The organism is Flavobacterium sp. 103 (assembly GCF_003096795.1).
Classification (GTDB): Bacteria; Bacteroidota; Bacteroidia; order Flavobacteriales; family Flavobacteriaceae; genus Flavobacterium.
This window is the reverse complement of sequence record NZ_QENX01000001.1, coordinates 1,405,014-1,421,107: the sequence shown is the minus strand read 5'-3', so window position 1 is coordinate 1,421,107 and position 16,094 is coordinate 1,405,014. Positions and strand designations below refer to the sequence as shown.

Genomic DNA, 16,094 nt, shown 5'->3' with positions numbered 1-16,094 from the left:
AGAAAAAGGCAAAAAAAGTTTGCACAGCTTGGAATTTGTTTTAAATTTGCACTCGCTTAGCAGAAATGTTAGCAACAAAGCTGGTCTATGGTGTAATGGTAACACAACTGTTTTTGGTGCAGTCTTTCTAGGTTCGAGTCCTAGTAGACCAACGAAAGCCCTTCAAAATTGAGGGGCTTTTTTTATGGTATTAATTGAAGTGTTAATATGTGAAAAAAAGAAAGCCTCTCAAATTTTGAGAGGCTTTCTTTGTATTGAGAATTATATTCTAAATGTTAATACGGGTTTTGTGGCGTGATTTACCAAATCTTCTGAGATGCTTCCGGCAAAAAAATGGTTAAGACCGGTTCTTCCATGAGTGCAAAATGCGATCAAGTCGGCATCTTTTTCATTGGAATAGTTGATTATTCCTTTTTCTACATTGTTTTCGTTGTATATTTCAAATGAGTATTCAGGCATGTCAAAATCAGCTACAAAATCGGTAACTATTTTGCGTGCGACCGAAGTGCTTTTGAAGCTATTTGGCGTGCAAATCATTACCAGATTTAGTTTTGATCCAAATAATTTGGTAAAATCAAGCATTTTTTGAAATGGTTTTTTGATTTCTTTTGAAAAATCGGAAGCAAAAATGATGTTTTGGATTTTGAAATTATTTATTTTGCTTTTAATAACCAAAACAGGGGTTTCGGATTGTCTTACTACTTTTTCAGTATTCGATCCAATGATGATTTCGTTGATTCCGGTTGCTCCATGAGAACCCATAACAATGAGGTCTATATCGTTTTGTTTGATGTAATTGTTTATTCCGTGATAAGCTCCATCAAGTCGTACTACTTCGGTAATTTTGATGCCAGCCAGATAAGGACGGTTTTTGATGCTTTTTAATGTTTCTTCTGCTTTACGTTTGAATAACATTACCTCTGGTATGCTTGTTCCTCCTGTTAAGGCGTCATTCATTTGACCTGGTAGTTCAAGCATATGGAGTAAAATGATTTCACAGTCGTTTTTTTTTGCAATTTCTGCGCCAACTTCTATTGCTTCATCAGCATATTTAGAGAAGTCAGTGGGAATTAAAATTCTTTTCATGGTGTTCGGGGTTTGATTTATCAGTAAAACTGTGCTAATTTAATAGATTAAAGATATAAAATTTTTTAATAGTAATCAATTTTTTTGATTTATAAAAAAACACTATATTTGCACCGTTATTTATTAATATACTAGATAATGAGGCACGCATAGCGTGCCTCTTTTTATAAAGATATGACATTTAAAGAAAAAGTAAAGCAAGTATTAGAAGAGGCTCTTCTTGAAAAACCATCTGTTTTTTTAATTGACCTGACCATTACGGACAGTTTTAAGATTATTGTTGGTATTGATGGGGATAATGGTGTGGTTTTGCAGGACTGTATTGATATAAGTCGTGCTGTTGAAAATAATTTAGATAGAGAAGAGCAAGATTACTCTTTAGAAGTAGCTTCAGTTGGAGTTGGTTCTCCCTTAAAATTGGTTAGACAGTATAAAAAAAACATCGGTAGAACATTAATTGTTAAGACGAATACCGAAAATATTGAAGCAGAATTAGTTGAAGCTAATGATCTTTTTATAATTTTGTCTTGGAAAGCTAGAGAACCCAAAAAAATTGGTAAAGGAAAAGAGACAGTTCAAAAAGAACAACAGATTCCTTACTCAGATATTAAAGAAGCAATTGTTACAGTAACATTTTAATTAAAGAATTCGCATGGAAAATTTAGCATTAATCGATTCATTTTCAGAGTTTAAAGATGATAAACTTATTGATCGTGTAACGCTTATGGCAATTTTGGAAGATGTATTTAGAAATGCATTGAAGAAAAAATACGGTTCAGATGATAATTTCGATATCATTATAAATCCTGATAAAGGAGATATGGAGATTTGGAGAAGAAGAGTAATCGTTGCTGACGAGGATTTGGATTTTGAAAATGAAGAAATAACATTAACTGAAGCTAGAAAAATTGAAGCCGATTTTGAAATTGGTGAAGAGGTTTCTGAAGAAGTTAAGCTGATAGATTTAGGTAGAAGAGCGATATTGGCTTTAAGACAAAATTTAATTTCAAAAATACACGAACACGATAATACTAATCTTTACAAACAATTTAAAGATATTATTGGTGATATTTACACAGCGGAAGTGCATCATGTACGTCCAAGAGTTGTAATTTTGGTGGATGATGATGGAAACGAAATCATTTTACCAAAAGAAAAACAAATCCCTTCAGATTTCTTCCGTAAAGGGGATAATGTGAGAGGTATAATTGAAAGCGTTGAACTAAAAGGAAATAAACCTCAGATTATTATGTCTAGAACTTCAGATAAGTTCTTGGAGAAATTGTTTGAACAAGAAATTCCAGAAGTTTTTGACGGTTTGATTATGGTTAAAAATGTTGTGAGAATTCCAGGTGAAAAAGCAAAAGTAGCTGTTGATTCTTATGATGATCGTATTGATCCGGTTGGTGCCTGTGTAGGTATGAAAGGATCTCGTATTCATGGAATTGTTCGTGAATTAGGAAATGAAAATATTGATGTAATCAATTATACTAGCAATATTCAATTGTATATTACTAGAGCATTAAGTCCTGCTAAAGTTTCTTCAATCAAAATTAATGAAGATACAAAAAGAGCTGAAGTGTTTTTGAAATTGGAAGAAGTTTCTAAAGCAATCGGTAGAGGAGGTCATAATATTCGTTTGGCTGGTTTGTTAACTGGTTATGAATTGGATGTAATACGTGAAGGTGATGTAGCTGGTGCGATTGCAGATGATGACGATGTTGAATTGACTGAGTTCTCAGATGAGATAGAAGAGTGGGTAATTGAAGAATTTGCAAAAATTGGATTGGATACTGCTAAAAGTATTTTGAAACATAATGTGGATGATTTAGTTAGAAGAACAGACCTAGAAGAGGAAACGATTCTAGATGTAATGAGAATATTAAATGAAGAGTTTGATAGTTAACATGCTATTAATTCCTCATATAAAATAAATTTCTATTTTTATTATAAAATATAAATAGAACAACGAATAAGGTAAAAATAAAAAGGTTTTATGTCTGAAGAGAGAATTATTAGAATAAACAAGGTTTTAAGGGAATTAAATATTTCGTTAGAAAGAGCTGTGGATTATCTAAAAGATAAGGGTATTGCTATTGAGTCAAACCCAAACACAAAAATTTCTGAACAGGAATTTAATATCCTACAAAGTCAGTTTGCAGGCGACAAGGGGAATAAAGAAGCTTCGAAAGAAGTGAGTGAGGAGAAAAGGAAAGAGAAAGAAGCGTTGCGTATTGAGCGTGAAAAAGAAGTTGAAGACAAACGTAAATTAGAAGAAGATCGTTTGAAACAACAAGAAGTTATAAAAGCTAGAGCTGTTTTGTCGGGTCCAGTACAAGTTGGTAAAATTGATCTTAATCCTAAAAAGCCTACTGTCACTCCAGATCCTGTTGTTGCTGAAAAAGTAATTGCTCCTAAAGAGGTAGTTCCTGAAGACAAACCTGTTCTAAAAGAAGAAGTTAAAAAAGAAGCTGTTGAGAATGTTATAAAAACTGACTCTCCAGTAGAAAAAGTTAAAAAAGAGATCCCAACTTCTGAGGTAAAAGATAAACCAAAGTTTAAGGAGGTTAAAAATGTTGAGAAGCCAGAAGCGGTAACAGAGAAAAAAACTGAAGCAACTTCAGGTGAAGCTCCGGTTGAAGAATCTATCACGACTCAGTATCAAAAACTTTCTGGTGCAACTTTAACGGGTCAAGTTATTGATTTGTCTCAATTCAATAAACCGAAAAAGAAAAAAGAAGATCCAAAAATTACGCCTAATAAGCCTGGGGCTCCTGGAGCGGCTGGTGCTAATAATGCTAATAAAAATAAACGTAAAAGAATTGCTCCAAAGCCAGGTGCGCCTAGACCGCCTGCTACTCCTGGAGTTCCTGGAGCGCCAAATCCAAATAAAATCACTCCAAACACTGGAGGTGGTGGTTTCAATGCAAATAGAAGTGCAAGACCAGGATTTGTAAAAGGAAATCGACCTGCAATTGTTGCAAAAGTGGAGCCTACCGAGGAAGAGGTTAAAAACCAAATCCGTGAAACTTTGGAGAAACTTCAAGGTAAAGGAGGTAAATCTAAAGCTGCAAAATACAGAAGAGATAAAAGAGATACACACCGTCAGAAATCTGATGATGAGCAAAGAGCTTTAGACGAAGGAAGTAAAACAATCAAAGTTACTGAGTTTGTTACTGTAGGTGAAATTGCAATTATGATGGATGTGCCAATTACTAAAGTGATTGGAACGTGTATGTCACTTGGAATCATGGTTACCATGAACCAACGTTTGGATGCTGAAACATTAACGATTGTTGCAGACGAATTTGGTTATGATGTTGAGTTTATTACTGTAGATATTGAAGAAGCTATTCAAGTTGTTGAAGACAAAGAAGAAGACTTGGTATTCAGAGCTCCTATTGTTACTGTAATGGGTCACGTCGATCACGGTAAAACATCTTTGCTGGATTATATCCGTAAAGAAAATGTTATCGCTGGTGAATCTGGAGGAATCACACAACATATTGGTGCCTACGGAGTAACTTTAGATAATGGTCAAAAAATTGCATTTTTAGATACACCAGGTCACGAAGCTTTTACGGCGATGCGTGCTCGTGGTGCTCAAGTTACAGATATTGCAATTATTGTGATTGCTGCCGATGATGATATCATGCCGCAAACTAAAGAGGCAATTTCTCATGCTCAAGCAGCGGGAGTTCCTATTATTTTTGCAATCAATAAAATTGATAAGCCAAATGCTAATCCTGAAAAAGTAAAAGAAAGATTAGCGGGTATGAACCTTTTGGTAGAAGACTGGGGTGGAAAAATCCAATCTCATGATATTTCTGCAAAAGTAGGTACAGGTGTTAAAGAATTATTAGAAAAAGTATTATTAGAAGCTGAAATTTTAGATTTGAAATCGAATCCTAATAAAGCAGCGCAAGGTACAGTTGTTGAAGCTTTCTTAGACAAAGGAAAAGGATATGTTTCTACTATATTAGTACAACATGGTACTCTTAAAATTGGAGACTATATGTTGGCTGGAAAACACCATGGTAAAATTAAAGCCATGCATGATGAAAGAGGTAATATAGTTACTGTTGCAGGTCCTTCGACTCCAGTTTCTGTTTTAGGTCTTGATGGCGCAGCTACTGCGGGTGATAAATTCAATATTTTTGAAGACGAAAAAGAAGCAAAACAAATTGCTGCTAAACGTTCTCAATTAATGCGTGAGCAATCAGTACGTACACAAAGACATATTACATTAGATGAAATTGGACGTAGAATTGCATTGGGTCAATTTAAAGAATTGAACATTATCCTTAAAGGGGATGTGGATGGTTCTGTTGAGGCATTGTCTGATTCGTTCTCTAAATTATCTACTGAAGAAATTCAAATTAATATTATCCATAAAGGAGTTGGTGCGATTACTGAAACTGATGTTATGTTGGCTTCTGCTTCTGATGCAATCATTATCGGATTTAATGTTCGTCCTGCTGGAAATGCTAGACAATTGGCTGATAAAGAAGAAATCGATATCCGTTATTACTCTATTATCTATGCAGCCATCGATGACTTGAAAGATGCAATGGAAGGAATGTTAGCTCCTGAAATGAAAGAAGAGGTATTAGGTACTGCTGAGATTAGAGAGATATTTAAAATTTCTAAAGTTGGTTCTATCGCAGGATGTATGGTTATGGATGGTAAAATTGCTAAAAATGCCAAAATCAGAATCATTAGAGATGGTGTTGTTGTATTCACGGGTGAACTACTTGCATTGAAACGTTTCAAAGACGATGTGAAAGAAGTGGCTAAAGGATATGATTGTGGTATTCAAATAAAAGGTTACAATGATATTGAAGAAAGAGATGTTATTGAAGCATACCATGAAGTTGCAATCAAAAAGAAATTGAAATAAGATTTCATAGATCTATAATTAAAAATCCCAATTCGTTGGGATTTTTTTGTTTAGGTAATGATGGTTTTGTTGTTTGTTAATTTAAAAATTGACAATAAGTTGAAGTTGAATATTTGTTTTTAGGAGTAGAAAGATTTGGCTTTTTTGTAATGATGGTTTCCTGCTGTCCTTCCAAATCTTTTGTGAACTTTGTCAAAGTTTAAAACTTTGACAAAGTTCACAAAAGGATTTTCCCTCCCATCAGGGCTAAGGGGAAAAATTTTACTTTTTTGCCATCATCCAAAAAAAGAAAAAAAGTAATAATCGAATTCAGATTTAAAACAAAATGCAGTATATGAATAGAATTGGAATTCTTGGCGCAATGCCCGAGGAGATAAGTGGTGTTGTTTCTTTGTTAAAAGACAAAACGGAAGTCATAAAGGGAATGCGTACCTATTATTTAGGGACAATAAATGATATTGAAGTAGTTGTCGTTTTTTCTCGTTGGGGAAAAGTGGCTTCAGCTACAACTGTTACCCATTTAATTATTGAGTTTGGAATAACGGAATTATTTTTTACTGGAGTTGCAGGTGCTATTCATCCAGATTTAAATATTGGTGATGTTGTTATAGCTAACAGTTTAATTCAGCATGATTTGGATGCACGTCCCATAATGAAGAGGTTTGAAATTCCTTTATTGGGGAAAACAATACTTTGTCCTCCAAAAGAGATGTTGGATAAGGCAGTAGAGAGTATCGATGAATTGATAAGGGATGAGAGTTTAATTCATTTGCTTTCGCCAAAACAAAGAGAGAAGTTTTCTTTATCGAATCCCAAAATGGTTGTTGGTCAAATTGCCAGTGGAGACCGTTTCTTTGCAAGTCATGAAGACAAAGAAGGTCTTTTGGTAATGCTTCCTGAAGTTTTATGTGTTGAAATGGAGGGTGCTGCAGTGGCACAAGTTTGTTTTGAATACAATATTCCTTATGTTATAATTCGTACTATTTCAGATGAGGCAAATGATAATTCTGTGGTCGATTTTAATGAATTTATATCTCAGATAGCTTCCAGGTTTGGAGTTGAAATAGTAAAAAAAATGCTAAAAAAATAGCCCTTTCAAGGGCTATTTTTTGTTAGAAACATTATTTACTTGGTTTTATTAAAAACACATTTTTATATTTCTTTTGGATGTCAATAAGATTCCTTTCGGCTTCCATTCGAGTTCTGAAATTACCAACCCAAACTTTATAATTTGGTGTATTGAAAATAATAGTTCCATCTAAGTTTTTAAATTCTTGGCGAAATTCGTTTAAAGTTTTTTTGGCGCTTTCACTTGCTCCATTGAAAATTTGAATTTTATAACGATCGGAATAAGATAAATTTGAGTTGGATTTTCTTTTTTCATTCAGCAATTGCTCAAATTTGGGGTCTTGATTTACGCTTAAATTGGAGTTCTGAGCTGTTATTCTGGTTGTTGTTATTAAAAATAAAGTAAATAGCAACAGTGCTTTAAGGTTTCTTAAAAATCTCATAATGTGATTATTTATTCTGCAAAAATAGTTTTTTAACAGGAAATCGTAATAGTTTTGTTATTTAGATTTAATATAAATTATAATTAAGATTATTTTAAGGTTTTGAGAATAGTTCTTAAGTCGTATTTTTGTGCAAGTTTTTAAATAAGGTTCGTTTTGTCTTCTATTTTTTTAGAATAAAAGCGAACAATTTTTTAGTAGATAATCAATATATTAATATGAAAAAGGTGGGTAACCATAATTCGAATTCAAGGAAATTATTTTTAAGCTTAGCATTGATGTTGAGTATTTCCGTAGCTTCATTTGCTCAGGATGCAGCTCCGGTTGCAGCTGCTGCAACTACAGCAGCTCCAGCGGCGAGTTCTGGAGGTGATGCGGCAAAAGGTAAAGAGCTTTTTAATGCCAATTGTGCAGCATGTCACAAATTAGATGCTAAATCTACGGGTCCAGCTCTTAGAGATGTTATTTCAAGACATGAAATTTCTTGGATTTATAAGTGGGTTCACAATAGTTCGGATTTAATTAAATCTGGTGATGCTGCTGCTGTCAAAGTTTTTGAGGCAAATAACAAAATTCCAATGACTGCATTTCCTCAGTTGTCTGAAGGAGATATTGATAATATTATTGCTTATACATCTGAGCCAAAAGCTGCTGCTCCTGCCGCTGCTGCTGGTGCTTCTGCCGCTGTGCCTGGTACAGTTCAAGAAGAGGGGATTTCTAATAATGTAATATTAGGTGCTTTGTCATTAGTGATGGCGATACTAATAGTGATGTTGGTTTTGGTCAACAACGTATTAAGAAAGGTGGCTGCTGCAAACGGAATTGAAGTAGTTGCAAAAGAGCCTACTTTGCCTATTTGGAAAGCATTTGTTAAAAATCAGTTTTTAGTTTTGGTTTCTGCTATATTCTTATTGCTTTCAGGAGCTTATTTAGTATATGGATTTTTAATGCAAGTTGGTGTAGATCAAAACTACGAGCCAATTCAGCCAATACACTACTCTCATAGAATTCATGCTGGTGATAATGAAATCAACTGTAAATATTGTCACTCTGCTTCTCGTGTGAGTAAGAACGCAGGTATTCCTTCTTTGAATGTTTGTATGAACTGTCATAAAAGTATTAGCGAGGTTGCTGAAACTACTGCGACTCCGGAATACAGCAAAGCTTTTTATGATGAGCAAATCCAGAAATTGTATAAAGCTGTGGGATGGGATGCAACTTCTCAATCATACACTGGAAAAACTGAGCCTGTAAAATGGGTTCGTATTCATAATTTACCTGACTTTGTTTATTTTAATCACTCACAACACGTTACTGTAGCTGGTATTGAATGTCAAACATGTCACGGTCCGGTTCAAGAATTCGAAGTCATGAAACAATTCTCTCCACTAACAATGGGATGGTGTGTTAATTGCCATAGAAAAACTGATGTCAAAATGGAAGGTAATGAGTATTACACAAAAATACACGAAGAGCTTTCTAAAAAATATGGTGTAGATAAGTTAACCGCTGCTCAAATGGGTGGATTAGAATGTGGTAAATGTCACTACTAAAAAGGGTTTAAAGTTTTAAGATTAAAGTTGCTTTTGTGTGACTTGAAACTTGAGACAAAGAAAACTTGAAACTAAAAAAAATTATTAAGATTAATATTTATATATAATATGTCATCAAACAAAAAATACTGGAAAAGTGTTGAAGAACTAGACGGAAATAGTTCTATTGTTGAGGCGCTTAGAAATAACGAATTTGTTGAAGAGATTCCTACAGATGAATTTTTAGGGAATGAAGCAGCTTTGTCTTCTTCTTCAACTACACGTCGTGACTTTTTAAAGTACGTTGGTTTTAGTACAGCGGCAGCTTCTCTAGCTGCGTGCGAAGGTCCTGTGCATTTGTCAATTCCTTATGTGTTACAACCAGAACAAATTATTCCTGGAGTAGCGGATTATTATGCAACTTCGGTTTTTGATGGATTTGATTTCGCAAACCTTTTGGTAAAAACTCGTGAAGGTCGTCCAATTAAAATAGATAATAACACTATTGCTGGAGCTAAGTTTGCAGCTAATGCTAGAATTCATGGTTCTATATTGTCATTGTATGATAATATGCGTTTGAAAGAGCCTAAGCTTGATGCTAAAAATGCTTCTTGGTCTGCAGTTGATTCAAAAATCAAATCTAGTATTGTTGATGCTAAAGCAAAAGGTGGGCAAGTAGTATTTTTGACAAATACATTGGCAAGCCCTTCTACCGAAAAATTAATTGCTGATTTTATCGCCAAGAATCCAAATGCAAAACATGTAATATATGATGCTGTTTCTTCTTCAGAAGCTTTAGATGCTTTTGAAACTGTTTATGGAGAAAGAGCTTTAGTGGATTATGATTTTTCTAAAGCTTCGGTTATTGTTTCTGTTGGAGCTGATTTCCTTGGTGATTGGCAAGGTGGAGGATATGACTCCGGTTATGCTAAAGGAAGAATCCCATCTGGTGCTGTTGGAAAGAAAACAATATCAAAACACATACAATTAGAGTCTAATATGACTTTATCTGGTGCTGCAGCTGATAAGCGTGTTGCTATGTCAACCGCTAATCAAAAACAAGCATTAGTTCAAATATATAATGTTGTTACTGGATCCTCTGTAGCAACTTCATTGGATGCTGCTTTCAAAGCAGATGTAATTAAAGCAGCTCAACAATTGAAAGCTGCTGGATCTAAAGGAGTTTTAGTATCAGGTATTCAAGATAAAAATGCTCAATTGTTAGTTCTTGCCATTAATCAAGTTTTGGCAAGTGAAGCTTTTACAACTTCTGGAACTAGACAAATCCGTAAAGGATCTAATGAGAAGGTTGCTCAATTAGTAAAAGATATGAATGCTGGAAGTGTCCATACTTTGATTATGAGTGGCGTTAATCCAGTTTACACTTTGGCTGATAGTAAGTCATTTGTTGAAGGATTGAAAAAAGTGAAAACTTCGGTTTCATTATCAATAAAAGAAGATGAAACTGCTTCATTATCTACAATTGCTGCTCCTGTTCCTCATTATTTGGAAGCTTGGGGAGATCTAGCTTTGACAAAAGGAACTTATAGTATTACTCAACCTACTATTCGTCCATTATTCAATACAAAACAATTTCAAGATATTTTATTGTCTATAAACGGAATTCCTGGAACGTACTATGATTATTTGAAAGCGTTTGCAGCTTCAGTGATTGTGGGTTCATCTTGGAATAAAGTCTTACATGACGGTGTTTATGTAGGTGTTGTGCCTACATCTGCAGCTGGTACTGCTGATTACAATGGTGCTGCAAACACATTGGCTCAAGCCAAATCTACCGGTATTGAATTGGTATTGTATACTAAAACAGGAATGGGAGATGGTCAACAAGCTAATAACCCATGGTTGCAAGAGTTCCCAGATCCGTTGACAAGAGTATCTTGGGATAATTATGTTACTGTTTCTAATGCGGATGCTAAGAAATGGGGATTGACAAATGAAATCGTTGCTAATGGCGGATTAAATGGTAGCTATGTTACTTTGACCGCTAACGGTGTAAAACTTGAAAATGTTCCTGTAATTGTTCAACCAGGTCAAGCTGTTGGGACTGTGGGGATGGCTTTAGGATATGGCCGTAAAGCAGCTTTAAAGGAAGAAATGCAAGTAGGTATTAATGCTTACGCTTTATATAGTGGATTTAATAATGTACAATCTGTTTCAATAGTGAAAGCAGACGGTGAACACGAATTTGCTTGTGTTCAAGGTCAAAAAACATTAATGGGAAGAGGAGATATCATTAAAGAAACTACTCTTGAAATTTTCAATACTAAAGATGCAGAGTTTTGGAATGAAAAACCAATGGTATCTTTGGATCACAAAGAAGTTGAAGCTACTTCGGTAGATTTATGGGGTTCATTTGATCGTTCTACTGGACATCACTTTAATCTTTCTATTGATTTGAATGCTTGTACTGGATGTGGGGCTTGTGTAATTGCATGTCATGCTGAGAACAACGTTCCTGTAGTTGGTAAATCTGAAGTAAGAAGAAGTAGAGATATGCACTGGTTGCGTATTGACAGATACTATTCTTCTGAAAGTACTTTTGCAGGGGATGATGAAAGAAAAGAAAATATTGCTGGTTTATCTAGTTCATTATCTACTTTTAATGAAATGGAAAAAGCGGGCGATAATCCACAAGTTTCTTTCCAACCTGTAATGTGTCAACATTGTAATCACGCTCCTTGTGAGACTGTTTGTCCAGTTGCTGCAACTTCACACGGTCGTCAAGGTCAAAATCAAATGGCTTATAACAGATGTGTTGGTACTCGTTACTGTGCTAACAACTGTCCTTATAAAGTACGTCGTTTCAACTGGTTCTTATACAACAAAAACAGTCAATTTGATTATCATATGAATGATGATTTAGGACGTATGGTTTTAAATCCAGATGTTAACGTTCGTTCTCGTGGAGTAATGGAAAAATGTTCAATGTGTATTCAAATGACACAAGCAACAATTTTGAAAGCTAAAAATGAAGGAAGAACAATAAAAGATGGTGAATTCCAAACTGCTTGTTCAAATGCTTGTTCTACTGGAGCAATGATATTTGGAGATGTAAATGATAAAGAGTCAGCTGTTACTAAATTGGCAGAAGACGAAAGAAGTTATCATTTATTGGAGCATGTTGGAACAAAACCAAATGTTGTATACCACGTTAAAGTTAGAAATACCTAGTACAAAAATTATTAATTAAGAATCAAATAAAGGATTATGTCGTCTCACTACGAAGCAGCCATTAGAAAACCCTTAGTTATAGGTGATAAATCTTATCACGATATAACTGTTGATGTAGCAGCACCTATCGAAGGTAAAGCAAACAAACAATGGTGGATTGTATTTACAATTGCATTAACAGCGTTCCTTTGGGGAATGGGCTGTATTATATACACAGTGTCCACAGGTATTGGTACTTGGGGATTAAATAAAACTGTTGGTTGGGCTTGGGATATTACTAACTTCGTTTGGTGGGTTGGTATTGGTCACGCAGGAACTCTTATCTCTGCAGTACTTTTATTATTCCGTCAACGATGGAGAATGGCAATTAACCGTTCTGCGGAGGCAATGACAATTTTCTCTGTAATCCAAGCGGGTTTATTTCCAATTATACACATGGGACGTCCTTGGTTGGCGTATTGGGTATTACCAATTCCAAATCAGTTTGGGTCTCTTTGGGTGAATTTTAACTCTCCATTACTTTGGGACGTATTCGCAATTTCAACTTATCTTTCTGTATCATTGGTTTTCTGGTGGACTGGATTATTACCTGACTTTGCAATGTTGCGTGATAGAGCTATCACACCTTTTAATAAAAGAGTTTATTCTATCCTAAGTTTTGGATGGAGTGGTAGAGCTAAAGATTGGCAACGTTTTGAGGAAGTTTCATTAGTTCTTGCAGGTTTAGCTACTCCTCTTGTGCTTTCTGTACATACTATCGTATCGATGGACTTCGCTACTTCTGTAATTCCAGGATGGCATACTACAATTTTCCCTCCGTACTTCGTTGCTGGAGCTGTTTTCTCTGGATTTGCAATGGTGAACACCTTACTTATCATTATGAGAAAAGTTTCTAATCTTGAAGCTTACATTACTATTCAACATATCGAATTGATGAACATTGTAATTATGATTACTGGTTCCATCGTTGGGGTTGCTTATATTACTGAGTTATTTATTGCTTGGTATTCTGGAGTAGAGTATGAGCAATATGCTTTCTTGAACAGAGCAACTGGACCTTATGCTTGGGCATATTGGGCTATGATGACATGTAACGTGTTCTCTCCACAATTTATGTGGTTCAAAAAATTAAGAACTAGTATTATGTTTTCTTTTATAATTTCAATTGTTGTAAACATTGGAATGTGGTTTGAAAGATTTGTAATTATCGTAACTTCATTACATAGAGATTATTTACCATCTTCATGGACTATGTTCTCTCCAACATTTGTTGATATTGGAATTTTTATCGGAACAATAGGTTTCTTCTTTGTGTTATTCTTATTGTATGCAAGAACATTCCCTGTTATTGCTCAAGCCGAGGTTAAAACAATATTGAAAGCTACAGGAGAACATTATATTAAAGAAAGAGAAGCTAATAAACATTCACATCATGAGTAATAAAGTTATATACGCCATTTATAATGACGATGATATTTTGATGGATGCCGTAAAAAAGACACGTGCAGCTCATCACCATATTGAAGAAGTATTTACGCCTTTCCCAGTTCACGGATTGGACAAAGCAATGGGACTTGCACCTACACGTTTAGCGATATGTGCTTTTATCTATGGTTTGTGTGGTTTGTCTTTTGGTACTTGGATGATGAATTATATTATGATTCAAGACTGGCCTCAAGATATTGGAGGTAAGCCAAGTTTCAGTTATATTGATAATATGCCAGCTTTTGTGCCTATTATGTTTGAAGAAACGGTATTTTTTGCAGCTCACTTAATGGTTATTACTTTTTATATGAGAAGTAGATTGTGGCCGTTTAAAGAAGCTGAAAATCCTGATGTAAGAACTACTGACGATCATTTTTTGATGGAAGTAGCGATTAACAATAACGAAGAAGAATTAGTTTCTTTCTTTGAAGGTACTGGGGCAGTAGAAGTTAAAGTAATTGAAAAGCATTAATTGTAATATGAAAAGTTTATATAAAATAACGCTTGTATTGGGTTTAATGATATTGGTGTCGTCATGTCATAGTAATGATAAGCCAAATTATCAATATATGCCTAATATGTATGAAGCAGTGAGTGGAGAAACTTATGCTTCAGCTCCAGTTGATGTATTTAAAAACGGTAAAGAAGGTCAGCTTCCTGCTGTTGGTTCAATAAATAGAGGTTTTGAGCCGTTCGAATATGAAAATACTCCAGAAGGATATGCTTTGGCTAAAGCCAATTTGAAATCTCCTTTAGATTCTTTAGATAGAGATTCTGGTAAAGGAAAAGAGCTTTTTGAGATTTATTGCATTAGCTGTCACGGTGCTGCTGGTGATGGTAAAGGAAAATTAGTTGAAAGAGAAAAATTTCTTGGTGTTCCTAATTACAAAGACAGAGAAATTACTGAAGGTAGTATTTTTTATGTGGAAACTTATGGTTTAAATGCTATGGGTTCACATGCTAATCAAATGAGTGCACACGAACGTTGGTTAGTTGCTGACTATGTTCTTAAACTAAAAGCACAATAATAATTGTTGAACAAACTGATCGTAATAGATATGTATACATTTTCAAGTAAATTAAAAACTTTTTCTTTCGTCTTAATGGCTGTTGGTCTTTTGGGAATTGGATATGGTTTTTTAACTGCACCTAAAGATATTCAAGATGTTGAAAAAATACTTGCTGCTGATGCTCACGGTAGTCATCATGAAGCAAGTAGTGAATCTGAAGGAGCTCGCGCAGTTTCTGCTGAAGCAAAAGTGAAAGCTGAAGCCGAACATACAGAACATTTAACTCATGTTTTGCATCAATTAGAAAATAAACCATGGTCTGCATTATATGTAGCCTGTATTTTCTTTATGTTACTTTCTTTAGGAACATTAGTTTTTTATGGTATTCAACAAGTAGCACAAGCAGGTTGGTCTCCTGTTCTTTTTAGAGTGATGCAGGGAATTACTGCCTACTTACCTGTAGGGTCGGTTATTTTCTTTATATTTTTAATTTTATGCGGCTTACATTTTAATCATTTGTTTATTTGGTTAGATCCTGAAGTAGTTGCTCATGATAAAATTATTGCTAACAAATCTGGATATTTAAATTTTCCTTTTTGGATTGTTAGAGCCGCTATCTTTTTAGCAGGTTGGAATGCCTACAGATATTTTTCAAGAAAAAATTGTTTGGCTCAAGATGAATCAGATGATAATAGTTTCTATAAAAAGAATTTTAACATATCAGCTATGTTCTTAGTATTCTTTATTGTTTCAGAATCTATTATGTCTTGGGACTGGATTATGTCTTTAGATCCTCATTGGTCTAGTACACTTTTTGGATGGTATGTATTTGCTAGCTTCTTCGTAAGTGGTATTACTATGATTGCCATGGTGACTATTTATCTAAAATCTAGAGGGTATTTAGAAAATGTAAACACAAGTCATATCCATGATTTGGCTAAGTTTATGTTTGGTATCAGCGTATTTTGGACTTACTTATGGTTTTCTCAATTTATGTTGATATGGTATGCTAATATACCTGAAGAGATTACTTATTTTGTGATGAGAATTCAAGTTTATAATTTACCTTTCTTTGGTGCTGTTGTTATGAATTTCTTGTTTCCAGTTTTAATTTTGATTAATACTGATTTCAAAAGAATCACTTGGATTTTGGTTATGGCTGGTATTGTAATTTTGTTAGGTCATTATATTGACTTCTTTAATATGATTATGCCGGGTACCGTTGGTGGTAGTTGGTTTATCGGTGTTTCAGAAATTGCATCCGTTTTATTCTTTCTTGGATTATTTATTTTTGTTGTCTTCTCAGCATTAACTAAAGCTCCTTTGTTACCAAAAAGAAATCCATATATAGAAGAGAGTAAACATTTTCATTATTAAT

12 protein-coding genes and 1 tRNA gene are annotated in these 16,094 nt (G+C 34.4%); 11 read left to right on the top strand and 2 right to left on the bottom strand.

All coding sequences use genetic code 11. The features are described 5' to 3' along the window. Positions 1–81: 81 nt before the first annotated feature. Positions 82–152 (top strand) — tRNA-Gln (locus C8C85_RS05800). 109 nt (positions 153–261) lie between these two features. Here C8C85_RS05800 and C8C85_RS05795 read toward each other — a convergent pair. Next, positions 262–1,086 (bottom strand): universal stress protein, encoded by an 825-nt coding sequence (locus tag C8C85_RS05795; protein WP_116796227.1) that lies wholly within the window; start codon positions 1,084–1,086, stop codon positions 262–264. A 174-nt stretch (positions 1,087–1,260) separates the two neighbouring features. On the opposite strand from C8C85_RS05795, the gene rimP reads away from it, so the two are divergent. The 4 genes from rimP (at position 1,261) to C8C85_RS05775 (ending at position 7,076) form a co-directional block, all read left to right on the top strand. Then, positions 1,261–1,725 carry a ribosome assembly cofactor RimP gene (rimP, locus tag C8C85_RS05790; protein WP_116796226.1) on the top strand — a complete coding sequence of 155 codons (465 nt, stop codon included), beginning with the start codon at positions 1,261–1,263 and terminating at the stop codon, positions 1,723–1,725. A 13-nt stretch (positions 1,726–1,738) separates the two neighbouring features. Beyond that, entirely contained in the window at positions 1,739–2,992 is a 1,254-nt protein-coding gene (gene nusA / locus C8C85_RS05785; RefSeq protein ID WP_116796225.1) for a transcription termination factor NusA, read from the top strand. A gap of 90 nt (positions 2,993–3,082) precedes the next feature. Continuing rightward, positions 3,083–5,986, top strand: coding sequence for a translation initiation factor IF-2 (infB, locus tag C8C85_RS05780; RefSeq protein WP_116796224.1), 2,904 nt, complete (start codon positions 3,083–3,085; stop codon positions 5,984–5,986). 334 nt (positions 5,987–6,320) lie between these two features. Next, positions 6,321–7,076 carry a 5'-methylthioadenosine/adenosylhomocysteine nucleosidase gene (locus C8C85_RS05775; protein WP_116796223.1) on the top strand — a complete coding sequence of 252 codons (756 nt, stop codon included), beginning with the start codon at positions 6,321–6,323 and terminating at the stop codon, positions 7,074–7,076. A gap of 31 nt (positions 7,077–7,107) precedes the next feature. On the opposite strand, the gene C8C85_RS05770 is transcribed toward C8C85_RS05775, so the two are convergent. Next, positions 7,108–7,497: an SPOR domain-containing protein gene (locus tag C8C85_RS05770; protein WP_116796222.1), complete on the bottom strand. Its 390-nt coding sequence runs from the start codon at positions 7,495–7,497 to the stop codon at positions 7,108–7,110. A gap of 218 nt (positions 7,498–7,715) precedes the next feature. On the opposite strand from C8C85_RS05770, the gene C8C85_RS05765 reads away from it, so the two are divergent. The 6 genes from C8C85_RS05765 to C8C85_RS05740 all read left to right on the top strand — a co-directional run bounded on the left by C8C85_RS05765 (position 7,716) and on the right by C8C85_RS05740 (position 16,093). After that, positions 7,716–9,050: a c-type cytochrome gene (locus tag C8C85_RS05765; RefSeq protein ID WP_116796221.1), complete on the top strand. Its 1,335-nt coding sequence runs from the start codon at positions 7,716–7,718 to the stop codon at positions 9,048–9,050. A gap of 108 nt (positions 9,051–9,158) precedes the next feature. Further along, the gene (locus C8C85_RS05760) at positions 9,159–12,221 is read left to right on the top strand and encodes a TAT-variant-translocated molybdopterin oxidoreductase (protein WP_116796220.1); all 3,063 of its coding nucleotides are present in this window, start codon (positions 9,159–9,161) and stop codon (positions 12,219–12,221) included. A gap of 36 nt (positions 12,222–12,257) precedes the next feature. Then, a complete protein-coding gene (gene nrfD, locus C8C85_RS05755) occupies positions 12,258–13,661 on the top strand; it encodes an NrfD/PsrC family molybdoenzyme membrane anchor subunit (protein WP_100432160.1) in 1,404 nt (467 codons plus the stop codon). Then, entirely contained in the window at positions 13,654–14,178 is a 525-nt protein-coding gene (locus tag C8C85_RS05750; RefSeq protein WP_116796219.1) for a DUF3341 domain-containing protein, read from the top strand. Before nrfD ends, C8C85_RS05750 begins: the two co-directional genes overlap by 8 nt. A 7-nt stretch (positions 14,179–14,185) precedes the next feature. After that, the gene (locus C8C85_RS05745) at positions 14,186–14,734 is read left to right on the top strand and encodes a c-type cytochrome (protein ID WP_116798392.1); all 549 of its coding nucleotides are present in this window, start codon (positions 14,186–14,188) and stop codon (positions 14,732–14,734) included. Positions 14,735–14,764: 30 nt separating this feature from the next. After that, positions 14,765–16,093, top strand: a complete 1,329-nt coding sequence (locus C8C85_RS05740) for a quinol:cytochrome C oxidoreductase (RefSeq protein ID WP_116796218.1) — start codon at positions 14,765–14,767, stop codon at positions 16,091–16,093. Position 16,094: the final 1 nt, after the last annotated feature.

Bases quoted from the DNA above. Each gene is read 5' to 3' on its own strand.
- C8C85_RS05795 (WP_116796227.1), bottom strand. From the start codon at position 1,086: ATGAAAAGAATTTTAATTCCCACTGACTTCTCTAAATATGCTGATGAA.
- rimP (WP_116796226.1), top strand. From the start codon at position 1,261: ATGACATTTAAAGAAAAAGTAAAGCAAGTATTAGAAGAGGCTCTTCTT.
- nusA (WP_116796225.1), top strand. From the start codon at position 1,739: ATGGAAAATTTAGCATTAATCGATTCATTTTCAGAGTTTAAAGATGAT.
- infB (WP_116796224.1), top strand. From the start codon at position 3,083: ATGTCTGAAGAGAGAATTATTAGAATAAACAAGGTTTTAAGGGAATTA.
- C8C85_RS05775 (WP_116796223.1), top strand. From the start codon at position 6,321: ATGAATAGAATTGGAATTCTTGGCGCAATGCCCGAGGAGATAAGTGGT.
- C8C85_RS05770 (WP_116796222.1), bottom strand. From the start codon at position 7,497: ATGAGATTTTTAAGAAACCTTAAAGCACTGTTGCTATTTACTTTATTT.
- C8C85_RS05765 (WP_116796221.1), top strand. From the start codon at position 7,716: ATGAAAAAGGTGGGTAACCATAATTCGAATTCAAGGAAATTATTTTTA.
- C8C85_RS05760 (WP_116796220.1), top strand. From the start codon at position 9,159: ATGTCATCAAACAAAAAATACTGGAAAAGTGTTGAAGAACTAGACGGA.
- nrfD (WP_100432160.1), top strand. From the start codon at position 12,258: ATGTCGTCTCACTACGAAGCAGCCATTAGAAAACCCTTAGTTATAGGT.
- C8C85_RS05750 (WP_116796219.1), top strand. From the start codon at position 13,654: ATGAGTAATAAAGTTATATACGCCATTTATAATGACGATGATATTTTG.
- C8C85_RS05745 (WP_116798392.1), top strand. From the start codon at position 14,186: ATGAAAAGTTTATATAAAATAACGCTTGTATTGGGTTTAATGATATTG.
- C8C85_RS05740 (WP_116796218.1), top strand. From the start codon at position 14,765: ATGTATACATTTTCAAGTAAATTAAAAACTTTTTCTTTCGTCTTAATG.